Annotated in this window: 20 protein-coding genes; 10 read left to right on the top strand and 10 right to left on the bottom strand. The window is 45.3% G+C overall.

Annotated features, from left to right (window positions below; all coding sequences use genetic code 11):
* Positions 1–12: 12 nt before the first annotated feature.
* Both ABNN70_RS00610 and ABNN70_RS00605 read right to left on the bottom strand, forming a co-directional pair.
* Positions 13–225: a hypothetical protein gene (locus ABNN70_RS00610; RefSeq protein ID WP_129930641.1), complete on the bottom strand. Its 213-nt coding sequence runs from the start codon at positions 223–225 to the stop codon at positions 13–15.
* Between the two features lie 67 nt (positions 226–292).
* Positions 293–802 (bottom strand): hypothetical protein, encoded by a 510-nt coding sequence (locus ABNN70_RS00605; RefSeq protein ID WP_129930643.1) that lies wholly within the window; start codon positions 800–802, stop codon positions 293–295.
* A 268-nt stretch (positions 803–1,070) separates the two neighbouring features.
* Here ABNN70_RS00605 and istA point away from each other — a divergent pair, with 268 nt between their 5' ends.
* Both istA and istB read left to right on the top strand, forming a co-directional pair.
* A complete protein-coding gene (istA, locus tag ABNN70_RS00600; protein WP_353948397.1) occupies positions 1,071–2,663 on the top strand; it encodes an IS21 family transposase in 1,593 nt (530 codons plus the stop codon).
* Positions 2,660–3,433, top strand: coding sequence for an IS21-like element helper ATPase IstB (gene istB, locus ABNN70_RS00595; protein ID WP_353948396.1), 774 nt, complete (start codon positions 2,660–2,662; stop codon positions 3,431–3,433). The genes istA and istB overlap by 4 nt, the downstream gene beginning before the upstream one ends.
* A 228-nt stretch (positions 3,434–3,661) precedes the next feature.
* On the opposite strand, the gene ABNN70_RS00590 is transcribed toward istB, so the two are convergent.
* The 6 genes from ABNN70_RS00590 to ABNN70_RS00565 all read right to left on the bottom strand — a co-directional run bounded on the left by ABNN70_RS00590 (position 3,662) and on the right by ABNN70_RS00565 (position 8,604).
* Entirely contained in the window at positions 3,662–4,687 is a 1,026-nt protein-coding gene (locus ABNN70_RS00590; protein ID WP_353948395.1) for an IS30 family transposase, read from the bottom strand.
* Between the two features lie 80 nt (positions 4,688–4,767).
* Positions 4,768–5,016 carry a hypothetical protein gene (locus ABNN70_RS00585; RefSeq protein ID WP_129930647.1) on the bottom strand — a complete coding sequence of 83 codons (249 nt, stop codon included), beginning with the start codon at positions 5,014–5,016 and terminating at the stop codon, positions 4,768–4,770.
* A gap of 170 nt (positions 5,017–5,186) precedes the next feature.
* Positions 5,187–5,480 carry a DUF4176 domain-containing protein gene (locus ABNN70_RS00580; RefSeq protein ID WP_129930649.1) on the bottom strand — a complete coding sequence of 98 codons (294 nt, stop codon included), beginning with the start codon at positions 5,478–5,480 and terminating at the stop codon, positions 5,187–5,189.
* Positions 5,481–5,537: 57 nt separating this feature from the next.
* Positions 5,538–6,068 (bottom strand): hypothetical protein, encoded by a 531-nt coding sequence (locus ABNN70_RS00575; RefSeq protein WP_129930651.1) that lies wholly within the window; start codon positions 6,066–6,068, stop codon positions 5,538–5,540.
* Between the two features lie 17 nt (positions 6,069–6,085).
* On the bottom strand, positions 6,086–7,576 hold the full coding sequence (locus ABNN70_RS00570) for an LXG domain-containing protein (protein WP_353948394.1): 1,491 nt from the start codon (positions 7,574–7,576) through the stop codon (positions 6,086–6,088).
* A gap of 617 nt (positions 7,577–8,193) precedes the next feature.
* On the bottom strand, positions 8,194–8,604 hold the full coding sequence (locus ABNN70_RS00565) for a VOC family protein (protein WP_353948393.1): 411 nt from the start codon (positions 8,602–8,604) through the stop codon (positions 8,194–8,196).
* Positions 8,605–9,273: 669 nt separating this feature from the next.
* Between ABNN70_RS00565 and ABNN70_RS00560 the strand changes: the two genes are divergently transcribed.
* The 4 genes from ABNN70_RS00560 (at position 9,274) to ABNN70_RS00545 (ending at position 13,640) form a co-directional block, all read left to right on the top strand.
* Positions 9,274–10,152, top strand: a complete 879-nt coding sequence (locus ABNN70_RS00560) for a carbon-nitrogen hydrolase family protein (protein WP_129930487.1) — start codon at positions 9,274–9,276, stop codon at positions 10,150–10,152.
* A 767-nt stretch (positions 10,153–10,919) separates the two neighbouring features.
* Positions 10,920–12,401, top strand: coding sequence for a peptide MFS transporter (locus ABNN70_RS00555; RefSeq protein ID WP_353948392.1), 1,482 nt, complete (start codon positions 10,920–10,922; stop codon positions 12,399–12,401).
* Between the two features lie 246 nt (positions 12,402–12,647).
* Positions 12,648–12,929, top strand: a complete 282-nt coding sequence (locus ABNN70_RS00550; RefSeq protein WP_353948391.1) for an ABC transporter permease subunit — start codon at positions 12,648–12,650, stop codon at positions 12,927–12,929.
* A 408-nt stretch (positions 12,930–13,337) separates the two neighbouring features.
* Positions 13,338–13,640 carry a hypothetical protein gene (locus tag ABNN70_RS00545; protein WP_353948390.1) on the top strand — a complete coding sequence of 101 codons (303 nt, stop codon included), beginning with the start codon at positions 13,338–13,340 and terminating at the stop codon, positions 13,638–13,640.
* Here ABNN70_RS00545 and ABNN70_RS00540 read toward each other — a convergent pair.
* On the bottom strand, positions 13,637–13,882 hold the full coding sequence (locus ABNN70_RS00540; protein ID WP_129930479.1) for an SHOCT domain-containing protein: 246 nt from the start codon (positions 13,880–13,882) through the stop codon (positions 13,637–13,639). The genes ABNN70_RS00545 and ABNN70_RS00540 overlap by 4 nt on opposite strands.
* Positions 13,883–13,900: 18 nt before the next feature.
* Positions 13,901–15,478 carry a multicopper oxidase family protein gene (locus tag ABNN70_RS00535; RefSeq protein WP_353948389.1) on the bottom strand — a complete coding sequence of 526 codons (1,578 nt, stop codon included), beginning with the start codon at positions 15,476–15,478 and terminating at the stop codon, positions 13,901–13,903.
* A 313-nt stretch (positions 15,479–15,791) separates the two neighbouring features.
* On the opposite strand from ABNN70_RS00535, the gene ABNN70_RS00530 reads away from it, so the two are divergent.
* From ABNN70_RS00530 to ABNN70_RS00515, 4 genes are all read left to right on the top strand, one after another.
* Positions 15,792–18,191: a heavy metal translocating P-type ATPase gene (locus ABNN70_RS00530; RefSeq protein ID WP_353948388.1), complete on the top strand. Its 2,400-nt coding sequence runs from the start codon at positions 15,792–15,794 to the stop codon at positions 18,189–18,191.
* 35 nt (positions 18,192–18,226) lie between these two features.
* Positions 18,227–18,442 (top strand): cation transporter, encoded by a 216-nt coding sequence (locus tag ABNN70_RS00525; protein ID WP_353948387.1) that lies wholly within the window; start codon positions 18,227–18,229, stop codon positions 18,440–18,442.
* A 204-nt stretch (positions 18,443–18,646) separates the two neighbouring features.
* Positions 18,647–19,360, top strand: a complete 714-nt coding sequence (locus tag ABNN70_RS00520; RefSeq protein WP_129930472.1) for a response regulator transcription factor — start codon at positions 18,647–18,649, stop codon at positions 19,358–19,360.
* Positions 19,357–20,736 carry a HAMP domain-containing sensor histidine kinase gene (locus ABNN70_RS00515; RefSeq protein ID WP_129930470.1) on the top strand — a complete coding sequence of 460 codons (1,380 nt, stop codon included), beginning with the start codon at positions 19,357–19,359 and terminating at the stop codon, positions 20,734–20,736. The genes ABNN70_RS00520 and ABNN70_RS00515 overlap by 4 nt, the downstream gene beginning before the upstream one ends.
* Positions 20,737–20,742 lie beyond the last annotated feature (6 nt).

Genomic DNA, 20,742 nt, shown 5'->3' with positions numbered 1-20,742 from the left:
TTTTTGATGAGGTCAGCCGTTTGAATTGGGTGGGTTCACTGCATGCCAGGTGCCTTTGAGCGTCTCAACCGGGTTTGTCGCTGCCTCCCATAAACCGCTGACGGTGTCTTTAACCGCGTCTTTTGCGCCGTCACGTATGTCATATTGAATTTCCTGATCCAGGATCGCCGCTTTGGTTGCGTTTACCGGCAGAGGAGTGACGGGCTGTGTGTCTTTTTTCGACACGTGACTGCATCTAAAGGTAAAGACAAACGACAGTTAAAGTCTGAGTTTTTTTATATGATATTATTTTTTATTTTTTCACCTTATCTATTAATGTTTTCAATTTTATGAGATTGGGGTGACTTTTCGCGTTTATTTTATATAAATCATTTAAGTAGCTGATTGAACTTGTTAATAGTTCATCTCTAAATTCAGTGAATAATACAGGTTTTCCGCTCCAGGCAGGATAGGTCACCTTGTTTGAAATAGTGCAGACAACGGCATGGCTTCCTTCAGGCTTAGTTGCATGGGCTTCACTAATTAGCAGCTTATCATTGTTTATTCTCTTTAGCTCAATCCATACTTGAGGTGTTTCAATATCACTTATGTATACCTGATCTTCCCTTTGAATAAGGTACAGTGCTTCTAAAAAATAGATAAACCACCAGTATACTGAAACAGAAAAAGCATCTAGGTCCTCTGTAAGCATTAGACCATACTTTGAATCACCAACTTGTATTTGAAAGTATCCATCTGCCCCCCTAAGCTCATTTACTTCGTTTACTATATGATTAAATATCTTATAGTTTATGTGAAACATTTTGATCCCTCCGGTTAATTATTGATGTTTCTAATTTCTTGAACAGTGAACTTATGAGTTCCATACACTGTACCAAAAGTACCGTCAGAATGAATATATACATTCAAAATTTCACCATTTATCTTATAGGTTAAATTTCCTGTTTTGCCGCGACGTAATAAATTGTATATAGTAATCTAAAAGTACCCCAGGATAGTCACTGAAAATTCCCCCACTCTATTATAATAAACCCACAGACTATAAATTCTTTTGTGGGGAGAATGGGAAGATGATTGCTTTGATGCAGAAACAAGACATTTTACTTATGTATTTGAGGGAGGGGCGATCCCAAAGAGAGATTGCGAGAGAAACGGGGGTTGATCGAAAAACCATTCGGAAGTATATCCATGACTACGAGGAGAAATTGAAACAGCTTCAAAAGGTTGATCATGAGGTCGATCGAGGTGAATTAATCCAGGAGTTAGTTGAGAAGCCAAGGTATCACGTGAACAATCGAAAAAAGCGCGTTGTAACGGATGAGATTGAACAAATGATTCGGGGTCATCTTAAGGAAAATGAGAACAAACGGAAACAGGGGCTCCATAAGCAACAAAAGAAACCGATGGATATTTTCGAATCGCTGCAGGCAGGAGGTGTTCCTATCAGTTACAGTACGGTTCTTCGAACCGTTCGATCCATCGAGAAAAAAGTGAAGGATGCTTATATTAAAGGGTCTTATACTCCAGGGGACATTTGTGAATTTGATTGGGGTGAAGTCAAAATAAAGATTGGAGGAAAGCTGAGAACGTTTCAGATGGCCGTGTTTACGTCTGCTTATGGCAATTTTCGCATGGCGTACTTGTTTTCAAAACAAAAAACGGAGTGTTTTCAAGAAGCACACGCGATGTTCTTCAAAGAGGTGGGTGGTGTCTATCATACCATGGTTTACGACAATATGCGTGTGGCGGTGAAACGTTTTGTCGGGCCGAATGAAAAAGAGCCGACCGAGGGTCTGCTTAAACTGTCGATCTATTATGGATTCACTTTTCGTTTCTGTAATACAAGACGCGGAAATGAGAAGGGGCATGTTGAGCGGAGCGTGGAAGTTATTCGTAGGAAAGCGTTTGCCTTTCAAGATTCCTTTGAAAGCATCGAGGAAGCCAATAGCTATTTGTATCAAGTCTGCATGCGATTAAATCAAAAGGAGCGATCATATAACGATCAGACACCTGTAGTGGCTCTGGAGGCTGAACGTCCCTTTTTCCTTCGTCTGCCTGAGCCCTTTGACGCCGCTCGATACGCGACATTGCGGGTAGACAAATATGCCACGGTTGTGGTTGATCAAAATCACTATTCGGTTCCAGATCATTTAGTGGGTGAACAGGTTCAGGTTAAAATTTATACGAATCGGATTCACTGTTTCTATAACGAACAAAAAGTCGCTGAGCACAAACTACTGACCGGTTGTCATGAATGGGGTCTTCAGATTGAGCACTACCTTGAGACCCTAAGGAAAAAGCCCGGTGCATTAGCTGGTAGCGCAGCACTGCAACAGGCAGATCCCAAAATCAGAAATATCTACACTACCCATTATATCAACCGTGAGCGTGATTTTATAGAACTGATTCATTATTTAAAAGAAAAAGCTACACTGCCGGAGATTGAACAGAGCATTCAGGAGCTCAGACAAATGGGACCGAATCATGTAACGACCGATAAGATTAAAGCCGTCTGTGCAAAAAATCGAATACCCAAGGATGTTCCCCCGCTCACATCAGAGGAAACGCAATCCATTGCAAGTCAGGCAGAACGGCATCTCAGACTTTATGACGAATTATTCAACACGACAAAGGTTGGACAGCATGAGGAGGTATGCGTATGAACAAGTCAAACAACGTGAACGATAGAATTTACCAGTATTGCAAGGATATTAAATTACCGACGATTCGTGAATGCTTTAAGGAACAGATTAATGATGCGGTGATCCGTGACATCAATTATGAAGCCTTTTTAGCAGAACTCCTGCAAAAGGAATGGGATGCCCGAAGGCAGACTGCACAGGCTAATCGCATTCGACGCGCTAAATTTCCATACAAAAAATATCTGGAAGATCTGTCCGTTCAGGACTTGCCGGAGGATGCCCAAAAGAAATACAAACAACTGAGAACCCTTCAATTCATCCAGGAAGGAAGAAATCTTATTTTAGCCGGCAATCCCGGAACCGGGAAAACCCATACAGCTATTGGACTTGGCATCAAAGCCTGTGAGGAAGGGTATAGCGTTTGGTTTACGACGGTTCCCCTGCTCATTAATTATATGAAAGAGTGTCGATCAGAACGGACGCTTCGCGCCTTTCAAACCCGCTTTAAAAAATATGATTTGGTCATTTTGGATGAGATGGGCTATATCTCTTTTGACAAGGAAGGGGCAGAACTCTTATTTACTCATCTTTCACTACGGGCAGGACAAAAGTCTACCCTCATCACAACAAATTTATCCTTTGAACGATGGGGCGAAATCTTTCAGGATCCCGTCATGACTGCAGCGATGATTGATCGACTCACGCATCAGGCGTATTTAGTCAATATGAATGGCAATTCCTATCGAATGAAAGAAACAAAAGCTTGGATGGAGCAGCAACAAATCGGTTGAACTCTATCCCATTCCCCCATGAGCTTAATAAGTTGGGTGGGGGAATTTTAAATGACTATATGGGGGATTTTTCAGTTGACAAATACAATAAATCATTGTAAGCAATCTCAGAATACTTACTTATGTCTTCCATACTCCAATTAGGATTAAAAAATAATCTATTATTAATCATTTTTTTCAACCCGGAATGTCAAATCAAGCGCAACAACCATGGAGTCAGGCCGTGAGCTAGCTTGCCAGCGCGGCCTCAATAAGCTCGGCGGCGCTAGCATAGCTGAGCGCCTTGCGGTGTTTCTGATTCAGTGCCTCTTGAACCTGAGCAATAGCATCTTTAGAGAAGCCACGTAGTGACTGGCCTTTAGGGATGTACTCCCGGATCAGACCGTTCTGGTTCTCGTTACTGCCTCGTTCCCAGGGTGAATAAGGGTGGGCAAAGTAGACCTGAGGGCCCTTGACTTGATCTAAGAGTTTGAACTCAGAACCGTTGTCAAAGGTGATGGTCTTAAAGAGCTCAGGCTGCTTGTCGACAACGTTTTGAAGATACTTCAAACAGGTGTCAGCGTGGTAGTCGGGAATCTTCACAATCAGTTCATAACGTAACTGTCGTTCAGTTAACGTCAGGAGAGCTGGTTCACTGGCCCGGCGCTTGCCTTTAACCAGATCACCTTCCCAGTCGCCAAAGCGTTTCCGGTCGTTGATGACGTCTGACCGTTCTTCAATTGAGGTGCCAGCCAGGCGCTGATTCTTACGTGAATGATTGTGGTGACTGGCTTTCACATGACGCCTCAGTTTGGCCGGCAGATCAATGTTCTTCACGCCTAACCGGCCTTGATCAATGTAGCGGTAAACGGTCGGCGTTGATGGACAGGGCTTGTCTGGATGCGCCTGTTTGAAGACATGGATATAACTGTCCACACTTTCAATCCGCGGACGCCGTTTGAGCGCCTTTGTGAACATCTTGAAGAACAACCAGCAGCGTTCTTCTAAGCCCTTAGAATGGCACTTTTGACGGGCCCGTTCATGAAAGAGCTGGCTGGTGTCAGCGTAGTATCGATAGACAAAGAGGTAGTCATAATTACGCTGTTGAACCCTGCCCCGCCTGATTTCGCGAGAGATGGTACTGCGACTGCGATGAAGCAGACGGCTGATTTCGGCTTTTGACTTACCAGCGTTCAAATACGCTTCAATTGCGCTTCTTTCTTCTGGTGTGAGTTGTTGGTAATGCTCGGCAGTGCTATTCTTAGATTGGGTCATGGAGATTTCCTTTCTTTAGAGTTTTGCCACTTTAAGTTTAGGTCTCCATGGCCTATTTGTGTAATCTTGATGTGTTGCACTTAGATTTTAAATCCGGGGGATTTTTCAGTTGACAAATACACCGTTTGAATTGGGTGGGTCACTGCGTGCCAAGTGCCTTTGAGCGTCTCAACCGGATTTGTTGCTGCCTCCCATAAGCCCATGACGGTGTCTTTAACCGCGTCTTTTGCGCCGTCACGTATGCCATACTGAATTTCCTGATCTAGGATCGTCGCTTTGGTTGCGTTTACCGGCAGATGATTGATGGGCTGTGTGTCTTTTTTCGACACATGACGCATCGGTAAAAGTGATTAACTGTATCTGTCGAAGTTTTTTAAGAAATAAGGATAAGAAATAAGGATTAGGTTGATAAATTCGCAAACTGTATTTACCTGCATCTACTGGATCTTTAAGCGAATCTGTTGGCCATAAATATGTTAATATCTGTAAATTCTAAAAATTACCCCTCTATTAGAAACCTTTCATAGGGGATGTCTTTCATTTTCAACTGATATTGTTTTTGAAATAATTCCTCTTCTTCATCTATGTAACCTTTGAAATAGATTTCTTCTATATTTTCATGATTAAAGAAATAGACCTGTTCCTCAACTTTACCGGTTGGATAGATACAAGCTGAATAGTCAAAGTATCCAATGACTCCATTTTTATTGTAAAGGGGTGCTCGGTTTAAAATCATCAGTTTGACATCGCCATTCTTCAGACGAACGACACTTCCGATAGGCAATACCTTCATGTCGTGATTTCTCCTTTTTTTTCAAAGTATTTGTTAACCAATGGTGTGGTTAATGGGTCACCCGCGTTTGTACAGTTTAAATCGATCTCGAGAGAAGCTGCATAACATATAGTCAGTAAGTACAAGCATCAGGAATGATAATAGGTACCAAATAATCCAATAGGTGAGTAAAAACAATGCTAAAGCGAGCGCAAAAACGACAAATGAACTAACAGTAGCAATCAAATCAATTTTAAGCATACGTTTACCGGAAATGATGTACTCCTGAAGCATCGTCTGGTCAAAAAATACTTCTTTTAATTCTTTAAAATAGTAGGATTTATAAAGTTTATAACCAATAAAAAAACTGATTGTTAATTCTAAAAGGAGCAGAATGGACAAAGCAAGTGGGGTGTCCGTGAGCAGGTTCAGCGGTTGGATGCTTCTCAGCAAAGCAAGAACCAGTACAAAGGCTACCCAATAGATCAGCTGATTCACTTTTTTATGGTATGCTTTGTAAACTTTGCCGGAGTTTGTATCCAAAAAGAGCGTAAATCCCGGATTGTTTTTGCCCATTTCTCGATAAAAAGGAATGAGTCGACGTGCCATTTTTTCACTTCCTGTTTTCAATTGAATGCAGAACCTAAGTTCCCAAAGAAACCAGAGACTGCTTCACCAACTTCTTTACCATTGTCCATTATTGAGTGAACAACTTTCTTTTTTATATGAGCTGCGTCTTCGCTTAATTTCTTTAATTGATGAGCAATATCGTCTTTATGATCATATAACCAATCAAAAGCCATAGAAGCAGTGACACCTATAGCAAATCCAGCAGCTGATCCAAAAATTGGAATAGGAATTGCCGATCCAATTGCAGCACCAACCATCCCTGCTCCAACATGACCCCCGGTTTTGATTGCGGCGTCTTTGGTATCTTCGCCACGGTACAATTGTACTGTAAAGTCTATTGCAGAACCCACGACTGGCACACCATAGATGGCGCCGGTTCTAATTGCACTGCTTAATAAGGCAGGCGCTTCACGAATGGTGGTTGTTCCTCCAGTAATTGTGGCACCAACCAAACCGCGATCTACAAAATGAGTCGTATTCTTCTGTATCCATGTGATTACAGAAGAAGCGATTTGTTTTGAAACTTTATTGGTTAGTTTTGTTTCAATAGAATTTTGTATAAAAGCGGTCCCTGTATTAAGAATTCCGGACAGAATGGAATCAAGTGTTTTTTTGCTGATTTTTCCTTTTTTATGGTCTTCTATTGCTTTATTCACGTAAAGCCTTAATTTTGGTTTCAATTTTTTTGCTGCTGGACGGTCAGCGGGAAAAGCTGTTTTGCCCCTTAACCGGTGGTACTTTGCTTTTTGCTGAGCCTTGTAATTAAGGTAAAGATATGTTTCCTTTGTCCTATTCTCCTCAAGTTGATAAGCTTTGCTGTCATAATAGGTGGTTGCATTGAAATGCATCGGCAGCACGTCTGCGCCCTGGCGGGTCGATTGGATCAGTGCTTCATACAGTGCCTGGATGTGCGGCAGATCTTCACTGATTTGCCGGTATTCGCTGGTCAGAGACTGGTCCAGGTCTTGAACATCGAGCGCTGTTTGTGCACGCTTTTTATCGGCAGCGTCTAAGGCCTGATCGACGTCGTGGTTGGAAAAGACATGGATCGGTACAAGATCAGAGATGCTGCTTAGGATCCTGGCAATGTCCTCACGCTGCTCGCGCACCATTTCTTTGGAGCGTGCGTGACCGACTGACAAGTCCTCGTTCAGAAAAGATACATGAATCTTTGTGTCTCCGCCAAGATGCTTATCCTCAATGGTCCCGGCAACGCCCTGGAAATAGGCAATCTTCTTGTCAATCAGCCGCAGCCAGCTATCGGCGACAGTGACTTGAGCGGCATAAAATTCTTTAATCGCATCCGCACCCATACCCTGGAAATCGGAGCCGAGTCCGGCGATTTGCTGGAATGCGGTGCGTAAGCTATGGAATTGATCCCGTAACGTTTGATAGTGTCTGGCACGTGCTTCGGCGGCTGCGATCAGTCCCTCGGCATCGTAGGTTTGTGTCTCGCCGGCTGAGCCGGAGCCCATGTTTACTCTCATTTTATCACCTTCAGAATAGAGGGCTGTTCAATAGGATTGATGATCAGGAAATGCAAAAACGTGATGTGTTTTTAGAAGAAACAGTCAGTGAAGAAGGATGAAGTTTGGTTTAGTACTAGTGTACAAAATGTGACCGTTTGATGAACACGGCCGAAATGCCTAAAAGGGCATTGGGATTTTACGAAAAAGCAAGAATCGACATAATTCGACATCAAATACCCTGCCGTTATGACTAGTGGCCCATGATCAGCAGATAACAGCAAAGAAATAGCCGGAACTGTTGGGGGATTATTGTGACTTTCAAGTGCGTGATTTATGGGGGGAACAAGGCGGTCAATAATCCGCTATAGAGGATGAAAATGATAGACAAATGTTTAAAAGCCGATCCTTCGCACATCGTTTGTGTTTTGGATCGATTTTTTTGTATCTGTTGGATTCGCTAATAGGAACTGGCGAAGAAATTGAGCATCCTTCCCCGGTTCTTATTTGTTTTGAGAAGAAAAGTATGCTAATAGTTTGCAGTCGATTTTGTGGGAAAATGGAGCCAGCTTAAAAGATGACTTTGTCATTTGTGCAAAGCCGCTTTTCTACTGTTATCACATGTACTAACCTTGATATTATTCAGTGTAAATTTGGAAGGTTACACCGAATTTATCTTTAATCACCCCGTAAGCAGGACTAAAACCCGTTTCTGACAGTGGCATTTCAACTTGTCCGCCATCCTGTAAGGCTCCAAAAATTTGGCGGGCTTTGTCTGCATTATCAAACGTGACACAAATGGTCACCAGGTTTCCTTCGTGAGCGGGTTGACCTGGGAATGTATCTGAAAACATCATTACTGACTCTCCAACCCTTATCGCAGCGTGTGAAATGAAGTCTTTTGCATCCTCAGGGAAAGAAAAATCCGCGGTAACAGGCATTTCACCAAATGTAGTAACTGCTAAAACTTCTGCATGAAATACCTTTTCGTAAAATCCAATTGCCTCTCTTGCATTTCCGTTCAACTGTAAATAAGGAATAATTTGCATTTTTTCAGCTCCTCTGATTTTATTGGGAGTATATACTCCAAATATTATTATAACCAACAAGATCATGCGTCACATTAAAATTCTGAACATTTTAATTGCTTCGGGCTGGCATACCCCGGGTTATCTTGTTTCACATTCAATGATGCTCTATGGTACAGTATGCTGATGCTAAGCATGATTTTGTTACCCGTTCCCCCTGTAATATTCTAAGGGATATATGGGTATTGGAATCTGGGCATTAATGGCTGTCATCACCCTATTTTAGGCAATTTGAGTTAAGTCTCACAAGAAAGTATCAAGGGAAAAGGATAGGAATAAGCAATTTCACAGAGTTAAGATATATTAAATGGTAGAACCCTTGATTGAGAATTTTGAAGAGCTCCGATTGCTATGTTTCTGCCTGCAGATCGTGCCCAAAATGTTGTAGATCTGTTACCAGCAACGCTGGAAAAGACATATTGCTGTCAACTCTTATCACATAGAGACGTGCGTACTGATGTCGAGGCAAAAGAGTGAAGGCACGAAAATCAGCCACTTCTGTGATTTTAAGACTTGAAGGCAAAGTCTGAAAATGACACTTTTAACCGGTTAAGCGAATCAGTCCGTAGCCTGGATATGGGTGTATGCTGTTTTACAGAGATGAATCATGATTAAAAGGAGCAATAGATAATGAAAAATTTGAAAGTCGCTTTATTGCAGCTCCTGCCTGAAGACACTATGGATGGCAATCTGCGTAAGGGATTAGCATATTGCAGAAAAGCAAAGAAAATGGGCGCGGATATTGCGCTGTTCCCTGAAATGTGGAGCGTTGGCTACAACATACCGGAAGATATAGATGAATTAAAGGCAACCGCAGTATCGGCCACTGGTGAATTTACGGGTTCATTCGGAAAGCTTGCGAGGGATCTTAATATGGCAATTGGCATAACCTTTCTCGAAAAGTACGAGCCTTTGCCAAGGAACACGATCTGCCTGTTTGATCGTTCAGGGAACAGGGTACTCACCTATGCGAAGGTACACACCTGTGATTTTGGTGCCGAATGCAGATTGACAGCCGGCGATGATTTTTACGTCGTCGATTTAGACACCGGGCAGGGTAATGTAAAGATTGGTGCGATGATCTGCTATGACCGCGAATTTCCGGAAAGCGCGCGAATTTTGATGCTGAAGGGTGCCGAGATTATTCTGGTGCCGAATGCCTGTCCGATGGAGATTAACCGTATCTCGCAGCTGCGGGCGCGAGCTTTTGAAAATATGGTGGGTATTGCAACGGTTAACTATCCGATGGGTCAGCCCGACTGTAATGGCCATTCCACTGCGTTTGACGGGATGGCATACAGACCTTCCGAACCCGTTTCCAGAGATACGCTGATTATTGAAGCCGGGGAACGAGAGGGAATCTACATTGCCGATTTTCCTGTCGATGAAATCAGGAAGTACAGAAGTCTTGAAACGCAGGGAAACGCCTACCGCCATCCGCAGAAGTACAGGCTGCTCACTTCCGAATGTATAAAAGAGCCTTTTATAAGGAAGGATTACAGGAAATAGGTGAATGAGGGATATTTCATAGTGACATCATTTTGGAAAAATAGATCAGATACGAAAAGCAGATGGCATTTTCCTCTATAACATCGAACATAACACCAGTCGTGAATCCAAACTGGTTCTACTGGCCTGTGGACGATGACTTTCTGAAGAGCGGGTTACCCCACTTCCCTGTAAAAAATGCCATAAAGCAGAACCACCCTAACGCCCATAAAATAACGGGAGTCGTCTGCGGTGTTCGCGGAGAGAAAATTAAAGATGAAGAAAATCCACAGTCAATCGTCTGTGGACGAAAATATCTTCACAGATCAGATAATTTTTGTCTGCGTTATCGGTATTGTCATTGAAGGAGTTTCCCCTCAGGTTGGGCCAGACAGTTCGCGCTAATGGAAGTTTACTTTATTGCTTTGTGTTTTGTCTGAACTGCTTGACTTTTTACGTTCCGTTCATGTTTTCTGCCTCTTTTTCGAACCACTATAAATTGAGTGAATTTACTTCTCATTACCTTATCAGTATGGTCTATCAAATTATGATCCATTTCATTCTGTCGCTCGATTTTTTCTCCATTTCTCATCAATTTTTATCGGTCAGGTGTGAATGGCTTTATTCATTTAGAAAGTTTACCGTTCACGGGCGGCGCATCTTTTAACAGATCTGCGGTTTTCTTCCGGCAGGACAAGCATTCCCTGTTATTTGCCCGGAAGAGACCGGATACCAGGATGCGCCATGCAACTAAATAATACTATAGATAAAGGAGTTTGACAGACATCATGAATACAGGCAGCCACAATCAGGCTGATGCAAATAGCAATTTTTTCGGTCACCCTAAAGGCTTATTCACCTTGTTCTTTACAGAACTATGGGAACGATTTTCTTATTATGGGATGCGGGCTATCCTTCTCTATTACATGTATGACCAGATCAGTAACGGTGGGTTAGGGCTGTCATTGGGGCTGGCAGCTTCGATAATGAGTATCTACGGAGCGCTCGTATACATGTCCGGAATTGCCGGCGGCTGGATTGCCGACCGGGTACTCGGCATGAGACGTACGGTGTTTTACGGGGGCATCCTTATTATGTTCGGGCATATCGCCTTGTCGATTCCGGCAGGTGTTCCCGCCCTGTTCGTCTCGATGGCGCTGATTATTGCCGGGACAGGACTGCTGAAACCAACCATTGCAACTTCGGTTGGTAAACTGTATGAGGCGGATGACACCCGCAGAGATGCAGGATTCAGCATTTATTATACCGGGATTAATATCGGTGCATTTCTTGCGCCCTATATTGCCGGAACACTTGGCCAGAATTACAATTACCATCTGGGCTTCAGCTGTGCGGCATTCGGTATGGCGCTGGGGCTGATCGTTTACGGAATTAACAGCAAGAGAAATCCGAAGCTGGCCAACAGTACACCGATTAACCCGCTGAACGCCCACGAGAAAAAAAGTATGTCTCTCGGGATAGCTGCTGCGGTTCTGGTGATAGTGGTTCTGATTCTGCTTGGATCAGCCGGCAAGGTGAGCGCTACTGGATTCGTCTGGGGCATTACGTTTCTTGCTATTCTTCTTCCGATCGGATACTTCTACAAAATGCTTCACAGCGAGAAGACCATGCCGGAAGAAAAACCACGTCTGTATGCGTATATCCCCCTGTTTCTCTCATCGATTTTCTTCTGGATGATTCAAGAGCAGGGTGCGGTCATCCTGTCCGCGTTTGCAAATGAAAGAACGGATCTTTCGCTGGGCAATTTCACCATTCCTTCATCGTGGTTCCAGTCCTTAAATCCAGTGTTTATCATTATTTTCGCCCCCATTTTTTCTTATATCTGGTTCAAACTCGGAAAGAGACAGCCTAACACACCCAAAAAATTTGCTTTTGGTCTGTTTTTTGCCAGTCTTTCGTTTCTAATTATGGCATTACCCGGATTTCTCTATGGCACGGATGTTAAAGTCAGTGCGCTGTGGCTGGTTGCCAGCTTCCTGCTCGTGGTTTTCGGAGAACTGTGCCTGTCTCCAATTGGCTTGTCGGCCACGACGAAACTGGCACCGAAGGCATTCGCTGCTCAGACGATGAGCCTGTGGCTGCTGTCTGATGCAACCGCTCAGGCCATCAATGCAATTGTTGTTCCGCTTTATAATAGCCAGACTGAAGTCCTGTATTTCCTGGTTATAGGCGGCATTGTACTCATTCTTAGCGGCGTGCTGTATCTTGTTTCTCCCTGGATCCACGGATTTATGAAAGACGTAGATTAATTAGACAGGCGGTATTGTTCGCTCGCTGATTGCCCATGTCTCTCTTAAATCCTAAAACCTTTATCGTGAATTGCCCAACGGCGTTCGCCAGGGAATGGTTACATGAGAACTACACCGACGGGACGACGATCGGCACGACGGCAGCAATCGTACCGCTGGTGATTGGAACCTCGCCATTTTATGCGAGGCAGATTCAAAACGCATTGGTCGTTGGTAGACTCGGGAATCATTGAGGCCGCGGAATCAATGGGTTCCGGTCCGCTGGAAATTATTTTTCGAGTCTATTTAAGGGAAGGACTGGCTGATATTATCCGAGTGTCTGTATTGACGATGATCAGCCTGATCGGCTTAACGGCAATGGCCGGTGCCGTTGGAGGCGGTGGTCTCGGTAACCTCGCCGTCAGTGTCGGCTACCAGCGTTTCCAAAACGATGTGACATTTATGGCGATGATCATCATCCTTCTCTTGGTTTTCGTTATTCAGTTCATCGGTGATATCATTGCCCGTAAGGTAAGTCACCACGCATGAAGTTACCTTGTGAAATTTTTTGCAGAAAGCTCCTTGCCAGCAGGTTTGATCTTGAAAAAGCCTGCAGGCCGGAGCTTTTTTTACACTTATGGCTTTGTAAGTCAACCATGGCTATTTTGTAAATACAGTCGTTTTGCTTAAGCGGAAATTTTTCGCTTAAATGTGGGATAAAACGGGATTCGGAGTAGCATAAGCGGAAGTTTTCCGCTTATTCAGTGAAACCTCCCCCTTTTCATGTCTTTTGAGTCAATAGGCGGAATTTCTCCGCCTATTGAGGCTCGCTGCTGTCCTTTTTACCAAGTTAAGCGGAATTTCTCCGTCTAATTTACAGGGCCTCCTGGCAGCGATGCCGGGCCCCTTTTTCTGCGCAACGTCCGGGATCGCCAGGGCATAAACACAAAGCGGGAAGTGAGCAACACCGTCCGGGAAATCTTTCATGCGCCGAACACCAAAGTGGCCCAGGAACTGCTAAACGCTTTCCTGGTAACCTGCGAGAAGAAACGGCCAGCAATCACGCAGCTGGTGGAGAACGCCTGCCCCGATGTGACCGCCGGCATACTCCCCAAAAAAGTGGGGAAGGATAACACTAAAAAAAGAAAGCGACCTTTCCCGGGTCGCTTTCTTATATCGGAAGTATCAGGCCGGCAGCGTTTTGCCGGGCGCACAATTCAAAATCAGGAAAGCCAGTTCAATCGTTTTTCGTTGATTTAGGATTCGTGCAAAATTCTTTTCATTTTCTCGTATTCCTCTTCGGTAATTTCACCGCGGGCAAACCGTTCCCTTAAAATCGATTCGGCATGATCGCTGTTGCCTGAATGATGGTGATTCACTTTTTTAACCAGGACAACTGCCAGATAAATCAGGGCGATAAAGAGCGCGAGCTGTAAAAGCCATCCGATAAAGCCCATTCCAATGCCGAATCCATTCATCATTCCATTGTTCCATCCCATCATGTCTATCATACCTTTCTTCTATTTACTATCATCTGTATAGTTGACTTCTGTTATCATCCCGGTCGCTGCATGATGAAGATCGTGGCAGTGAAACAGCCAGTTTCCGGGATTATTGGCCAGGAAGGCGACTTCATAGGTTTCTCCCGGCTTCATATTTAAAGTATCTTTATAAACAGGTGAACCGGTTATCGGCTTGCCATTTTTACTGAGGATCTGAAAAGAATGACCATGCAGATGCATTGGATGATTATTCATATGATCATGATTGACCAGTTTAACCTTTACACGGTCCCCCTTTTTGACTTTGATTGGATCGAAATTCGGAAAAGTCTTTCCATTAATAGTATAGATCATCCCGTTGTTGTCCATGCCAGCGTTCAAATCCATCGTGTAGTTCACATCATATTTCTGGTTCAGAGTGAACGTCGGTTTTGCGCTTGCTCCGTATTGGTCGAGGCTGATTGCCGGCAAAGACAAGTCGGCATCAGAACGATCGGTTGTTGTTTTGCTTCCCTCATAGTCAATAACGGCTTTCATGCCGTCCGTACCCTTGGCGGTTCCATGATCTTCAATGTACCATTTTCCCGGATTGTCGGCAATAAAGGAAACATCATAGCGTTCACCAGGGGCTATGGGAATGACCTGATCCTTAACGGTCTGAGGCTTGTTAATCGGCTGCCCGTCGGTTGCGATAACCCTGATGCGATGGCCATGGATATGAATACTGTGCGGGAGATAGCCGGCATTAATGAAACGAAGCCGGACATGATCGCCCTTTTTAACGTCCAGTGGTTTAACTGAGTTGCCGCTCCTTCCGTTGATCGTATACAGGTCATACATGCTCATGTTATCTTTCATCATATTTCCGGACATGCCCATGTTGCCCATATCCATGTCGCCCATATCCATGTCGCCATTGTCTCCCATGTTCATCCCGGGCATATGATTCATTCCTCCAGAGTCATTACTGCCTTTTTGGCCGCTTCCCTGAGTCATAGACTTAATCTGGCGGTCGATCTGACTTTTATCGGTCACCCATTCATCCAGCATCAGCGTGTACTCCCTATCATATTTTTCTTCGGGATCTTCGACAATAAAAGCGCCATATAATCCCCGATCCACCTGGTTTACTGAGTCCTGATGTGAATGATACCAGTAGGTTCCCGCTCTGTCAGCGACAAACGAATAGGTAAAGCTCTTTCCGGGTGCAACGGCGTCCTGCGTCACGCCCGGAACGCCGTCCATTTTATTTGGGACCGGATAACCGTGCCAGTGTATGGAAACAGGTGAGGGGAGTTCATTTTTAAGCGTGACACGCACTTTCTGCCCTTTTTTCACGCGAATTTCCGGGCCGGGAGCCGTTCCATTAAATGTCCAGACCGGAACGGTGACGCCGTTCTTTAACTTTTGTGCCCCCTTTTTAGCAACAAGCGTGATATTTGGTCCCTTTAGTATTGGAGGTGATGGTAATGTCGCCGTTTCACCGCCCGCTTCCTGCTGAGCCGTTCCTTCATTGCCGTTTTCTGTATTCGCAGAACACGCCGTGAAGATCAGTAAGGCGAACCCGATGACGGCGGCGAAAAGCAATTTTTTCATGAATCGACGTCCTTTCTCTGGTTTCCCTCAGTGTAGCGTATAAATGTGGGGAAACTGTGAAGATTGAAAAATGGCGGAAGAAAAAAGACAGGATTTTTTTCTATCCTGACAAAATCTACACATTTGTTTATTAGAATAAGGGAGAATCTAAGAAAGTTGTGCAAATAGAGACAGGCATGTATCGGATACTTTGACATATATACCCTATGGGGGTATCATGAACATGAAGTACGGTAATTCTTTAATGGATACAAAACGATTCCGGATGTTTATGATATTTTTTCTGAAGTCATCATACAGGGAGATGAGAGGGATGAGTTCAAAGGCGATACAAATCGGGATTACAGGAATGACCTGCGCCTCCTGTTCTGCAAGAATTGAAAAATCGCTTAACAGGATGGACGGTGTTCAGGCGAATGTTAATCTTGCACTGGAAAAGGCAAAAGTAACTCTTGATGAAGAAAAGACAAAGCCGGCGGATATTGTCCAAAAAATAGAAAAGTTAGGTTATGGCGTACGAACGAAGAGGCTCGATGCCGATATTATGGGAATGACCTGTGCCTCCTGTGCCGCGCGTATCGAAAAGGGACTGAATCGGATGGCCGGCGTTGTATCCGCTCAGGTCAATCTGGCGACAGAGTCCGGGATGGTAATTTTTCAACCCGGGATTGTTGATCCTGATGCGATCTATAACCGCGTGAAAAAACTTGGTTACCAGGCTGTTCCCAAAAAAGAACAGACAGAGGACACCAAAGAGCGGGAGCTGAGAAAAAAGTTGCAGAAACTGATCCTGTCTGCTGTTCTCTCACTTCCGCTGCTCTACACCATGCTGGCCCATCTGCCGTTCCAGACAGGGCTTCCCATGCCGGATCTGTTGATGAATCCGTGGTTTCAGCTTGTTGTTGCCGGAATTGTCCAGTTCTATATCGGCGGGCAGTTCTACATCAGCGGGACAAAGGCTTTGATTAATAAAAGCGCCAATATGGATGTACTGGTTGCGCTTGGGACAAGTGCCGCCTGGTTTTACAGTGCATTTGAAACATTCCGCTTCCAGTTCGGCGGGCTTACCAATCCGGATCTTTATTTCGAGACGAGTGCCATTCTGATCACGCTTGTCCTCTTAGGCAAATATTTTGAGAGCCGGGCAAAGCGGAGAACCACTGCGGCGATCACGGAACTGATGGGACTTTCGGCGAAAGAGGCTACGGTCATTGAGAACGGTCAGGAACGAAAAGTGCCGATTGACCAGGTAGCTGTCGGGGACGTGCTTCGTATCAAACCCGGAGAGAAAGTACCGGTAGACGGTATCGTCACTGACGGCGAGTCATCGGTTGACGAGTCGATGATTACCGGCGAATCGATTCCCGTTGAAAAGGGAAGAGATGACAAAGTCATTGGTGCCACGGTGAATGCCAATGGGACACTGACGATGCGGGCCGAAAAAGTAGGTAAGGACACCGCACTGGCCTCGATTGTCAAAATCGTTGAGGAGGCGCAGGGATCCAAGGCACCAATCCAGCGGCTCGCCGACAGCATTTCGGGTATCTTTGTGCCGATCGTCATCGGCATCGCACTGCTGGCTTTCCTTGTCTGGATTCTGTTTGTCACACCAGGTCAGTTCGCTCCGGCACTCGTTGCGGCAATCAGTGTGCTGGTGATCGCCTGCCCATGCGCCCTGGGTCTGGCGACGCCGACGTCTATCATGGTCGGAACCGGCAAAGGAGCTGAGCATGGCATTCTCTTTAAGGGGGGTGAGTATCTCGAAACGACGCACAATCTGCAGGCGATACTGCTTGATAAGACCGGGACGATTACAAAAGGAAAACCGGAAGTGACAGATGTTATCCCGTTGAACGGTTCTGATCAAAATGAACTGGTGTCGCTTGCTGCTTCAGCTGAATCAGCAAGTGAACATCCCCTGGCACAGGCGATTGTCGCCTTCGGTAAACAAAGTCACCCGGCGCTTTCATCCCCCGACAAGTTTAAAGCAGTGGCTGGTTACGGTATTAAAGCCGTTGTCTCCGGAAAAGAGGTTGCGATCGGCACGCGGCGGTTGATGAAAGAGGAAGGTATTGCCTATGCGGATAGTGAGCAGCAAATGAAGCAGCTTGAATCAGAAGGGAAGACGGCGATGTTTGTCGCAAGTGACGGCAGGCTTCAGGGGATCGTCGCGGTTGCCGACGCCATTAAATCGTCTTCAAAGCAGGCCATTGAAAAATTGAAAGCCCATGGCCTTGCCGTCTATATGATTACGGGTGACAACGAGCGAACGGCGCAGGCTATTGCCAGGCAGGCGGGTATTGACCATGTGTTTTCCGAAGTTCTTCCTGAAGAAAAAGCAGCGAAAGTAAAGGTTCTTCAGAACAAAGGGTTGAAAGTGGCCATGGTCGGCGACGGCATCAATGATGCACCGGCGCTTGCTACGGCGGATATCGGCATGGCAATCGGTACCGGTACGGATGTTGCCATTGAGGCAGCCGACATCACCTTGGTCGGCGGCGATCTGCTTCATATTCCAAAAGCCATTGATTTGAGCCGGAAAACGATGCGAAACATTCGTCAGAACCTGTTCTGGGCACTGTTCTATAATTCGGTCGGCATTCCTGTAGCTGCATTCGGACTCCTTGCACCATGGGTTGCCGGTGCAGCCATGGCCTTTAGTTCTGTTTCTGTTGTTGCAAACAGTTTGCGCCTGAAACGTGTGAAAATCTGATGCCGGAAAATAATCAGTAAAGGAGTTTGAGTCAAATGGCAAAAACAACATTGAATGTCAAAGGTATGATGGGTGACCACTGCAAACGCCTGGTGACGAAGACACTGAAAGACCTGAATGGCGTTTCAGCGGCTGAAGTGGATTTGCCCTCAGGTCAGGCGGCCGTTGAGTATGACGACACGAAAGTCCGGTTTAACGACATGAAGGAAGCTGTCGAAAAGCAGGGCTACGATGTAGTCGGTCATAATTAATCAGGAAAGGTGCCTCGCCGCATGGTGAAGGCACCTTTTCACACTTTAAGAGAGAAATTGAGCGGGAACCGGTTGCGATTGATAGTGAGGAACGTGACTCAGCTGGGATGAGGCGTTAGAAGAAAACGGAAACCAGGTTTATGACAGGCATGAGATGAACCTGTTTTTCGAGAAAAAACATGGGTTATATGATAAGAAAAGGTGATGATCATGAAAAAGCTGAAAATCCTGGTCATTGATGACGAATGGAAGATGCGCAATCTGCTGCGCATCTATTTATCAAAAGCTGGATTTGATCCTGTTGAAGCCGCTGATGGTTGTGAAGCCCTTGTGAAAATGAAAAATCAATCTTTTGACCTGGTGATCCTTGACATCATGATGCCCCATATGGATGGCTGGGAAGTCTGTCGATCGATTCGGGAAATCCGGACGGTCCCCATTTTGATGCTGACTGCACTGGATGAGACAAAAGATAAGGTTCAGGGCCTTGAACTCGGGGCGGATGATTATCTGACCAAACCGTTTGATCCGGAAGAATTGATCGCCCGTGTCCATGCGCTTATTCGCCGTGCTTCTTTCGTTTCACCCCAACAATCGGAAGATCATCTGCTCCACTTTCCCGGGCTGACGCTTGACAGGGACGGACGGCGGATTTTTGTTCATGACCAGCCGCTTGATTTGACGCCTAAAGAATTCGACCTGTTGATGACACTGGCGGAAAATAAAGGGCGCGTCCTGTCCCGCGAGCAGTTAATCGAAAAAATATGGGGCTATGATTTTGAAGGAGATGCCCGAGTAGTCGATATACACGTCAAAAATATCAGAGAGAAGTTAAAAAGATCAGGCCTGGCCTATCATCCGATCCAGACAAGCTGGGGCGTCGGCTATAAATTTGAGACAGAGGCCGGACAATCATGAAAATCAATCGGATCGCTCTTGAACTGGGTGCGGCAGTGATGGCGTTGATGATTGTGATTCTGGTATTTTCAGGTTTTGCCGTTGATCGATTATTTATGAATTTTTACGATACGCAGATGAAAGAAGATACGCAGCAAATCGCCGCTCATTTTACTACGATGGCTGAGTCCGGTGAAGCCACCACTCAATCGATGATTCGTACCTTTGCCGAGTTTTCGGATGTAGAAGTTTTATGGGTAAACGACCGGGGAAAAATCGTGACATTTCCTGGTGAAGAAGAAAATCTGTCTTTAATAAAAGCGCAGGATACCCGCCGCCTGCTGGAGGGCCACGCTGAGTCTTTTTTGAGAAGCGATGCCCGTGGAAAGTTTTATATTGTTGGCAGGCCCGTTCAAAAGGGAGGGGCAACACATTCGGCCATCTATGTGATGGCTTCAACGAAAAACATGGAAGCGTCTCTGCAGCAACTGCGAAATCTGCTGCTGCTTTCCGGATTAGGGGCCTTTCTCCTTGCCCTTGGTCTGATTGTGATCATGAGCAAATTATTTTCCCGCCCGCTGCTGAAAATGCAGCAAATGACTGATAAAATGGCAAAGGGAAACTGGGATACCCGCCTTCAGGTGAAGGGCCGGGACGAAATCGGCAAGCTCGGACGTTCCATTAATGATCTGGCGGCGAGTCTGCAAAGATATCGGGACTCGCGGCGCGCTTTTTTCTCAAATATTTCCCATGAACTTCGCACGCCGGTGACTTATCTGCAAGGCTATGCCAAAGTGCTGAACGATGGCCTGGTGGATTCTGAAAGGGAGAAAAAGCAGTATCTTTCGATCATTTATCAGGAATCCGTCCGGCTGGAACATTTAATCCATGATCTGTTTGACCTTGCAAAGATGGAAGAGGGACGGATCACGCTCTCCCTGGAACCGCTCGATCTCAAAGAAATGGCGAAAACAGCTATGCAGAAGGTCCGACTCAAGGCAGAAAAAAAGCAATTAAGTCTGCAATTGGAGCTGCAAGATCATGTGCCGCCTGTTTATGGGGATCGTCAGCGCATGGAACAGGTGCTGCTGAACCTGCTTGAAAATGCGATCCGTTATACGGAAAGGGGACATGTTTCTGTTCAGCTGACTGATGAGAAGGAAGCGACCGTTTTATCTGTATCGGACACCGGAATCGGGATCCCTGAGCATGAGCTGCCGTATCTTTTTGACCGCTTTTATCGTGTGGAGAAGTCAAGAGCACGGAAATATGGCGGGACTGGTCTCGGCCTGTCCATTGTCAAGAAGTATGTTGAGATGCAGGGCGGCACAGTCGATGTGAAGAGTCAAAAAGGAACAGGGACAACTTTTATTCTGCGTTTTCCTCATAAAAAGTAGTGGAGA

It is taken from the genome of Sporolactobacillus sp. Y61 (assembly GCF_040529185.1).
In the GTDB taxonomy this organism is placed as follows: domain Bacteria; phylum Bacillota; class Bacilli; order Bacillales; family Sporolactobacillaceae; genus Sporolactobacillus.
This window is presented reverse-complemented; position numbering and strand designations above follow the sequence as displayed.

Excerpts from the sequence above, each read along its gene's own strand:
- ABNN70_RS00525 (WP_353948387.1), top strand. The coding sequence starts at position 18,227 with ATGGCAAAAACAACATTGAATGTCAAAGGTATGATGGGTGACCACTGC.
- istA (WP_353948397.1), top strand. The coding sequence starts at position 1,071 with ATGATTGCTTTGATGCAGAAACAAGACATTTTACTTATGTATTTGAGG.
- ABNN70_RS00530 (WP_353948388.1), top strand. The coding sequence starts at position 15,792 with ATGAGTTCAAAGGCGATACAAATCGGGATTACAGGAATGACCTGCGCC.
- ABNN70_RS00605 (WP_129930643.1), bottom strand. The coding sequence starts at position 802 with ATGTTTCACATAAACTATAAGATATTTAATCATATAGTAAACGAAGTA.
- ABNN70_RS00570 (WP_353948394.1), bottom strand. The coding sequence starts at position 7,576 with ATGAGAGTAAACATGGGCTCCGGCTCAGCCGGCGAGACACAAACCTAC.
- ABNN70_RS00535 (WP_353948389.1), bottom strand. The coding sequence starts at position 15,478 with ATGAAAAAATTGCTTTTCGCCGCCGTCATCGGGTTCGCCTTACTGATC.
- istB (WP_353948396.1), top strand. The coding sequence starts at position 2,660 with ATGAACAAGTCAAACAACGTGAACGATAGAATTTACCAGTATTGCAAG.
- ABNN70_RS00520 (WP_129930472.1), top strand. The coding sequence starts at position 18,647 with ATGATCATGAAAAAGCTGAAAATCCTGGTCATTGATGACGAATGGAAG.
- ABNN70_RS00550 (WP_353948391.1), top strand. The coding sequence starts at position 12,648 with ATGGGTTCCGGTCCGCTGGAAATTATTTTTCGAGTCTATTTAAGGGAA.
- ABNN70_RS00555 (WP_353948392.1), top strand. The coding sequence starts at position 10,920 with ATGAATACAGGCAGCCACAATCAGGCTGATGCAAATAGCAATTTTTTC.
- ABNN70_RS00565 (WP_353948393.1), bottom strand. The coding sequence starts at position 8,604 with ATGCAAATTATTCCTTATTTACAGTTGAACGGAAATGCAAGAGAGGCA.
- ABNN70_RS00580 (WP_129930649.1), bottom strand. The coding sequence starts at position 5,480 with ATGAAGGTATTGCCTATCGGAAGTGTCGTTCGTCTGAAGAATGGCGAT.
- ABNN70_RS00560 (WP_129930487.1), top strand. The coding sequence starts at position 9,274 with ATGAAAAATTTGAAAGTCGCTTTATTGCAGCTCCTGCCTGAAGACACT.
- ABNN70_RS00540 (WP_129930479.1), bottom strand. The coding sequence starts at position 13,882 with ATGATGGGATGGAACAATGGAATGATGAATGGATTCGGCATTGGAATG.
- ABNN70_RS00515 (WP_129930470.1), top strand. The coding sequence starts at position 19,357 with ATGAAAATCAATCGGATCGCTCTTGAACTGGGTGCGGCAGTGATGGCG.
- ABNN70_RS00575 (WP_129930651.1), bottom strand. The coding sequence starts at position 6,068 with ATGGCACGTCGACTCATTCCTTTTTATCGAGAAATGGGCAAAAACAAT.
- ABNN70_RS00590 (WP_353948395.1), bottom strand. The coding sequence starts at position 4,687 with ATGACCCAATCTAAGAATAGCACTGCCGAGCATTACCAACAACTCACA.